The sequence below is a fragment of the Streptomyces aurantiacus JA 4570 genome, from assembly GCF_000414115.1.
Taxonomy (GTDB): Bacteria; Actinomycetota; Actinomycetes; order Streptomycetales; family Streptomycetaceae; genus Streptomyces; species Streptomyces aurantiacus_A.
The window spans coordinates 1-7,107 of the sequence record NZ_AOPZ01000271.1; the positions used below are offsets into that span (position 1 = coordinate 1).

Below are 7,107 nucleotides of genomic sequence, written 5' to 3' on the forward strand. Positions count from 1 at the left end.
TCCAGGGGGCGGAGCCCCTTCGGGCGCCCCCGGCAGAGTCAGCCCGCCTCGCGTTCGTGGTACGTCTTGCGCGTGTGCTCCGTATGCGCCCGCATGACCTCCGTCGCGCGGGCCTCGTCGCGGGCGGCGATCGCGGCGATGAGCCGACGGTGCTCGATCCAGGACTGCATGCCCCGCTGCCGCGCCACCGGCGTGTAGTACCAGCGGACCCGCCGGTCGACCTGCCCGGCCAGCTCGGCGAGGACGACGTTCCCGGCGAGCTCCATCACCTTGGTGTGGAACGCCGCGTTGGTGGCGACGACGAGGTCCACGTCGCCGTCCGCGACGGCCGACTCCCCCTTGGTGCACAGCTCTTCGAGGGCGGCGATCCCGGCCGATCCGGCGTTGGCGGCGGCGAGCCGCGCGGCCTCGGCCTCCAGGAGGGTGCGGACGGTGAGCAGTTGGTCGGCCTCCTCCTCCGTCGGCTCGTGCACGAACGCGCCCTGCGCGGGGCGCAGGTCCACCCAGCCCTCGGTGTTCAGCCGCTGCAGCGCCTCGCGCACCGGCTGCCGGGACACGCCCAGATGCCCGGCCAGTTCGCTCTCGACGAGGTGCTGGCCGGGGCGCAGGGCGCGCGTGGTGATGAGTTCGAGCAGCGCCTCGTAGACCCGCTCGCGCAGCGGGCCCGGCCGCTCCAGCTTGGGCACCGTCCCCTGCGGCAGTCCTGCGGACAACATCCCGGCCCCCTCCTGGACTACGTCAAGCCAAATGAATTGGCTTTTGTCTACAGTTTACCGAGCACAAGGGCCAGCGCCAGGGGGAGTTGAACGCGTCGCGCTCAGGGGCAGCGCACGACCTGCCCCGCGTACGACAGGTTCCCCCCGAAGCCGAACAGCAGCACCGGGTCGCCCTTGGAGATCTCGCCCCGTTCCACCAGCTTGGACAGGGCCAGCGGCACGGACGCGGCCGAGGTGTTGCCGGAGTCCACGACGTCCCGGGCGACGACGGCGTTCACGGCGCCGATCCGCTCGGCCAGCGGCTCGACGATGCGCAGGTTGGCCTGATGGAGGACGACGGCGGCGAGGTCGGCGGGGGTGAGCCCGGCGCGTTCGCAGGTCGCGCGGGCCAGCGGCGGCAGCTGCGTGGTCGCCCAGCGGTAGACGCTCTGCCCCTCCTGCGCGAACCGCGGCGGCGTGCCCTCGATGCGGACGGCGTGCCCCATCTCCGGCACCGAGCCCCACAGCACGGGACCGATCCCGGCCTCCTCGTCCTCCGCGCACGCCTCGACGACCGCCGCGCCCGCCCCGTCGCCGACGAGCACGCAAGTAGAGCGATCGTTCCAGTCCGTGACGTCGGACATCTTGTCGGCGCCGATGACCAGGGCCCGGCTCGCCGCCCCGGCCCGGACGGCGTGGTCGGCGGTGGCGAGGGCGTGCGTGAAGCCCGCGCAGACGACGTTGACGTCCATCGCGGCGGGCGAGCCGAGGCCGAGCCGGGCGGCGACCCGCGCGGCCATGTTCGGCGAGCGGTCGATGGCCGTGGACGTGGCGACGACGACCAGGTCGACCGAGGACGGCGGCCGCCCCGCGGAGGCGAGGGCCTTGGCGGCGGCGTGCGCGGCGAGCTCGTCGACCGGCTCGCCGGGGCCCGCGAGGTGGCGGGTGCGGATGCCGACCCGGGAGCGGATCCACTCGTCGCTGGTGTCGACCAGGCCCGCCAGGTCCTCGTTGGTGAGCACCTTGGCGGGCTGGTAGTGGCCGACGGCGGCGATGCGTGAGCCGGGCATGGGTGGGTCCCCTCGTGGTGCAAAAGGTGGTGCGGAAAGTGCGGGACCGTCCAGTCTGCTCAGCGACTCACCGGTAACAGGTGAGGTAATGCGACAGGAAAGGGGCGCCCGCTTTGGATGCTTCGCCACATCGTGTCACCCGGTGAAGAGCTGTTTGGCCTTGTGTACGAGCTCGTACAGGCCGTAGGCCAGGGGCAGGCCCACCCACAGCCAGGCCCCGATGATCAGTGGTCGGCGGCACGGCGGGGCCGGGTCACTTGGCCGCGGGCTCGGCGTCACCAGCGCCGGAGGAGTCCGCGGCGTCGGCGGAGTCGGCTGCTTCGTCATCGGAGAGCTCCTTCGGGGCGGAGACATGGTGCCGGGCAGAGACGGGACGTATCAGCTCATTGGCGACGAACCCGACGACGAGCAGGCCGATCATGATGGTCAGGGACGCTCCGTAGAGGCCGGGGCCGTGCTTGCCCGCCTCCTCCTGGCGGTCGGCCACCCAGTTCACGATCAGCGGCCCGAGGACCCCGGCGAGCGACCAGGCGGTGAGCAGCCGGCCGTGGATCGCGCCGACCTGGTAGGTGCCGAAGAGATCCTTGAGGTAGGCCGGGACGGTCGCGAAGCCGCCGCCGTAGAAGGAGAGGATGACCAGCGCGCAGACGACGAACAGCGGCTTCGACTCGTCGCCGAAGCGGGCGATCAGCAGATACATCAGCGCGCCCGCGCCCAGATAGAGGCGGTACACGTTCTTGCGGCCGACCAGGTCGGACGCGGACGACCAGCCGATGCGGCCCGCCATGTTCGCGGCCGAGAGCAGCGCGACGAAGCCCGCGGCGGCGGACGCCGAGACCGGTGTGGAGGTGTCCGCGAAGAAGTCGGTGATCATCGGCGCGGCCTTCTCCAGGATGCCGATGCCCGCGGTCACGTTCATGCACAGGACCACCCACAGACACCAGAACTGCGGCGTGCGCACGGCTTGCCGGGCCGAGACCTGCGGGCCGTCCAGCCGTGCCGGGGCGCCTGGGACGACCGCCCCCTCCGTTCTCGGCACCCGCACGAGCAGCACGCCGAGCGCCATGAACACGGCGTACGTGAGTCCGTGGACGAGGAACGCGAGCGCGATGCCCGAGGAGTCGTCGCCGAACGCGTCCAGCATCCGCGCCGACCACGGCGAGGCGATCAGGGCGCCGCCGCCGAAGCCCATGATCGCGATGCCGGTGGCCATGCCGGGGCGGTCGGGGAACCATTTGATCAGGGTCGAGACCGGTGAGATGTAGCCGATGCCGAGTCCGATGCCGCCGACGAAGCCGTAGCCGAGGACGATCAGCCAGTACTGGCGGGTCGCGGCGCCGAGCGCGGCGAGCAGGAAACCGGAGGAGAAACAGACGAGCGCGACGGACATCGCCCAGCGCGGTCCGTTGCGCTCCACGTACGTGCCGCCGAACGCGGCGGACAGACCGAGCATGACGATGCCCAGCTGGAACGGCAGCGCGCTCTGGGTGCCGCTGAGGTCGAGCGCGGACTCCAGGGGCGGCTTGAAGACGCTCCAGGCGTATGCCTGGCCGATCGAGAGATGCACCGACAGGGCGGCGGGCGGCACGAGCCATCGGCTCCAGCCGGGTGGCGCTACGGGGGGCCTCATGATCCCGAACGGTAGGAATCCGGAAGGCGGTTGGGAAGGGGGCGGACAGGGCGGGTCTCACACGAACCGGGGCAGGGCGGGTCTCGCAAGAACCCTTGCTGCCCCAACTTCCATACTGTAGACAATATTCCATCTACCGCGAGTGGCTTCTTCCCTGCCACCCGCGACCAGCGCAGCCTGAGAGCGCTGCCGGTCCGTCGGAACCCTCAACCGAACGGAGCGCCGCATCGTGAAAGTCGCAGTCCTGGGCGCCGGTGCCATCGGTGCCTATGTCGGAGCCGCGCTGCACCGCGCGGGCGCCGACGTCCATCTCGTCGCCCGTGGCCCGCACTTGGCGGCCATGCGGCAGCACGGCGTACGCGTCCTCAGTCCGCGCGGCGACTTCACCGCGCGGGCCCACGCCACCGCCGACCCGGCCGACATCGGCCCCGTCGACTTCGTCTTCCTCGGCCTGAAGGCCACTTCGTACGCGGCGTGCGGGCCGCTGATCGGGCCGCTCCTGAAGGACGACACGGCGGTGGTCGCCGCCCAGAACGGCATCCCCTGGTGGTACTTCCACCGGCACGGCGGCCCGCACGACGGGCACCGCCTGGAGAGCGTGGACCCCGGCGGGTCGGTCAGCGCGGTGCTCGCGCCGCGGCGGGCGGTCGGCTGTGTGGTGTACGCGGCGACCGAGCTCGCCGAACCCGGCGTCGTACGCCACCTCGAAGGCACCCGCTTCTCCGTCGGCGAGCCGGACCGCAGCCGTTCGGCGCGCTGTCGGGACTTCAGCGAGGCGATGCGCGCGGGCGGCCTGAAGTGCCCGGTGGAGCCGGATGTGCGCGGCGACATCTGGATCAAGCTGCTCGGCAACATCTCCTTCAACCCGATCAGCGCGCTCGTGCGCGCGACGATGCGCGAGATGTGTCTGCACGGCGGCACCCGCCGCGTCATCGAGATCATGATGGCCGAGACCCTCGCCGTCGCCGCCGCCCTCGGCTGCGAGCCGGACATCTCCATCGAGCGGCGGCTCGCGGGCGCCGAGCGCGTCGGCGACCACCGCACCTCCACGCTCCAGGACCTGGAGCGCGGCAAGCCGCTCGAACTCGACGTGCTGCTCGCCGCCGTCGTGGAACTGGCGGACATCACCGGCGTGCCCGTGCCCACCCTGCGTACCGTGCACGCCCTCTCGGACCTGCTCGCCCACGGCATGAGGAGCGCCGTAGCGTGACCAAGCCAGACCGCACCCACGTGACCAAGCCGGACCGCACCCGAACCCAGCCGGACCGCACCCTGGGCGGCCGCAAGCGCGACCGCGCCCCCAAGACGTACACCCGCCTCACTCACCCCCTCGTACGCGACAGCCGCAACGGGCCGCTGCGCGCGGCGAGTTGGGACGAGGCCCTGGCCCGTGCCGCCGACGGCTTCCGGCGCGCCCGCGCCGACCACGGCCCGGACGCCTTCGCGATGCTCTCCTGCGCCCGTGCCACCAACGAGATGAACTACGTGGCGCAGAAGTTCACGCGGGTGGTGATGGGCACCAACAACGTCGACTCCTGCAATCGCACCTGCCACGCGCCGAGCGTCGCGGGCCTCTCGGCCGCCTTCGGTTCCGGCGGCGGCACCTCCTCCTACGAGGAGGTCGAGCACACGGACCTCATCGTGATGTGGGGCTCCAACGCCCGCTTCGCGCACCCGATCTTCTTCCAGCACGTCCTGAAGGGCATCCGCAACGGCGCGCGGATGTACGCCGTCGACCCGCGCCGCACCTCGACGGCCGAGTGGGCGGAGAGCTGGCTCGGCCTGAACGTGGGCACGGACATCGCCCTCGCGCACGCCGTCGGCCGCGAGATCATCCACGCGGGCCTGCACAACACGGCGTTCGTCGAGCGCGCCACCTCCGGCTTCGACGAGTACGCCGCGCTGGTGGAGCCCTGGACCCTCACCCTCGCCGAGAAGGTGACGGGCGTGCCCGCCGCCGCGATCCGCGATCTGGCGCACGCGTACGCCACCGCCGAGCGCGCCCAGTTGTGCTGGACACTCGGCATCACCGAGCACCACAACGGCACCGACAACGTCCGCGCCCTGATCAACCTGGCCCTGCTCACCGGGCACGTGGGCCGCTACGGCGCCGGCGTGCAGCCGCTGCGCGGGCAGAACAACGTGCAGGGCGGCGGCGACATGGGCGCCATCCCCAACCGGCTCCCCGGCTTCCAGGACATCCTCGACGACGAGCACCGGGAGAAGTTCGAACGCGCGTGGGGCGCGGTCATCCCGCCGCGCTACGGCATGACGCTCACGGACATGTTCGAGGCCATGGAGCACGGCGGGCTGCGGGCCGTGTACTGCGTCGGCGAGAACCCGGCCCAGTCGGAGGCCGACAGCGAGCAGGCGATGCGGCGCCTGGCCGCGCTCGACCACCTGGTGGTCCAGGACATCTTCCTGACGCGGACGGCCGAGCTGGCCGACGTGGTGCTGCCCGCCACGGCCGCGTGGGCGGAGACCGACGGGACCACGACCAACAGCGAGCGGCGGGTGCAGCGGGTGCGGGCGGCCCTGGCGCCGCCCGGCGAGGCGCGTGAGGACATCGACATCATCTGCGAGATCGCCGCCCGGCTCGGCCACGACTGGAAGTTCGCCGACGCGGAGACCGTCTGGAACGAGCTGCGCGCCCTGTCGCCGGACCACTTCGGCATGACGTACGACCGCCTGGAGGAGCACCACGGCCTCCAGTGGCCGTGCCCCGACCTGGAACAGCTCCCCTCCAGCTTCCTGCACGGCCGCCTGTGGGAGCCCGATCCGGCGCTGCGCGGCCGCCGCGCGCCCTTCGGGCTCGTCGAGGACGATCCGCCGGTGGACCTCACCGACGAGTCGTTCCCGCTGCGGCTGACGACGGGGCGGCGCCTTGACTCGTACAACACCGGTGTGCAGAGCGGGAGTTTCGCGTCTCCGCTGCGGCGCGGCGAGTACGTCGAGCTGTGCCCCGAGGACGCGGAGCGGTACGGGGTCGTGGTCGGCGAGGAGGTACGGGTGTCGTCGCGGCGCGGTGCCGTGGTCGCGCCGGTGTGGGTCGATCCCGGCCTGCGGCCCGGGCTCGCCTTCATGACCATGCACTTTCCCGACGAGGTGGACACCAACCAGCTGACGATCGAGGCGAATTGCCCGATCGCCGGGACGGCCGAGTTCAAGGCGTCGGCGATCCGCATCGAGAAGCTGACCCAAGTGACCGTGGGGAGTTGACGGGCCGTGGACCTGCGCTTCGGCGACAGCAAGCCGACCGACGAGGAACGGGACGCGGTGGACGCGCTTCTCGGGCCGCCCGAGTCGGCCTGGGAAGGCGCGGACGACCGCTCCGACGCGGATCTTCGGTGGGCGCGGGGTGGGCGGGTCGCCCGGGAGCGGCGGGATCTGCTGCTGCCCGGGTTGCACGCGCTCAACGACCGCGTGGGGTGGATCAGCGAGGGGGCCCTCGACTACCTGTGCCGGCGGCTCACCGTGCCGCCCGCCGAGGCGTACGGGGTCGCCACGTTCTACTCCATGTTCTCGCTGAAGCCGCGGGCGCGGACCGTTGTGCGGGTGTGTACGGATCTTGCGTGCGCGGTGCGGGGCGCGCGTGAACCGGCCGAGTTCGGCTCCGCCGAGGGGGTGGACGTGGAGGCCAGCCCCTGCCTGGGGCTGTGTGAGCGGGCGCCTGCGGCGATGGTGGTGCGGGCCGGGGGCCCTGCCGGGGGCT

General features: G+C 72.1%; 7 protein-coding genes. 3 read left to right on the forward strand and 4 right to left on the reverse strand.

Going from position 1 to position 7,107, the window contains the following annotated elements:
* Positions 1-38 precede the first annotated feature (38 nt).
* From STRAU_RS24620 to STRAU_RS24630, 4 genes are all read right to left on the reverse strand, one after another.
* Positions 39-716 (reverse strand): GntR family transcriptional regulator, encoded by a 678-nt coding sequence (locus STRAU_RS24620; RefSeq protein ID WP_016643097.1) that lies wholly within the window; start codon positions 714-716, stop codon positions 39-41.
* A gap of 101 nt (positions 717-817) precedes the next feature.
* Entirely contained in the window at positions 818-1,765 is a 948-nt protein-coding gene (locus tag STRAU_RS24625) for a beta-ketoacyl-ACP synthase III (protein WP_016643098.1), read from the reverse strand.
* Between the two features lie 135 nt (positions 1,766-1,900).
* The gene (locus STRAU_RS44955) at positions 1,901-2,044 is read right to left on the reverse strand and encodes an MFS transporter small subunit (protein WP_016643099.1); all 144 of its coding nucleotides are present in this window, start codon (positions 2,042-2,044) and stop codon (positions 1,901-1,903) included.
* Positions 2,019-3,395: an OFA family MFS transporter gene (locus STRAU_RS24630; RefSeq protein ID WP_052029228.1), complete on the reverse strand. Its 1,377-nt coding sequence runs from the start codon at positions 3,393-3,395 to the stop codon at positions 2,019-2,021. Before STRAU_RS24630 ends, STRAU_RS44955 begins: the two co-directional genes overlap by 26 nt.
* A 229-nt stretch (positions 3,396-3,624) precedes the next feature.
* Here STRAU_RS24630 and STRAU_RS24635 point away from each other — a divergent pair, with 229 nt between their 5' ends.
* The 3 genes from STRAU_RS24635 to STRAU_RS24645 all read left to right on the forward strand — a co-directional run.
* Positions 3,625-4,605: a 2-dehydropantoate 2-reductase gene (locus STRAU_RS24635; RefSeq protein WP_016643101.1), complete on the forward strand. Its 981-nt coding sequence runs from the start codon at positions 3,625-3,627 to the stop codon at positions 4,603-4,605.
* A gap of 62 nt (positions 4,606-4,667) precedes the next feature.
* Complete coding sequence (locus tag STRAU_RS24640; protein ID WP_037661675.1) at positions 4,668-6,614, forward strand: molybdopterin oxidoreductase family protein; 1,947 nt, start codon at positions 4,668-4,670, stop codon at positions 6,612-6,614.
* A 6-nt stretch (positions 6,615-6,620) separates the two neighbouring features.
* Positions 6,621-7,107, forward strand: a 487-nt coding sequence (locus STRAU_RS24645) for an NADH-quinone oxidoreductase subunit NuoE family protein (protein ID WP_037661670.1), incomplete at its 3' end; no start/stop codon positions are given.

Coding starts and splice junctions, on each gene's coding strand:
- STRAU_RS24620 (WP_016643097.1), bottom strand. CDS start 716: ATGTTGTCCGCAGGACTGCCGCAGGGGACGGTGCCCAAGCTGGAGCGG.
- STRAU_RS24625 (WP_016643098.1), bottom strand. CDS start 1,765: ATGCCCGGCTCACGCATCGCCGCCGTCGGCCACTACCAGCCCGCCAAG.
- STRAU_RS24630 (WP_052029228.1), bottom strand. CDS start 3,395: ATGAGGCCCCCCGTAGCGCCACCCGGCTGGAGCCGATGGCTCGTGCCG.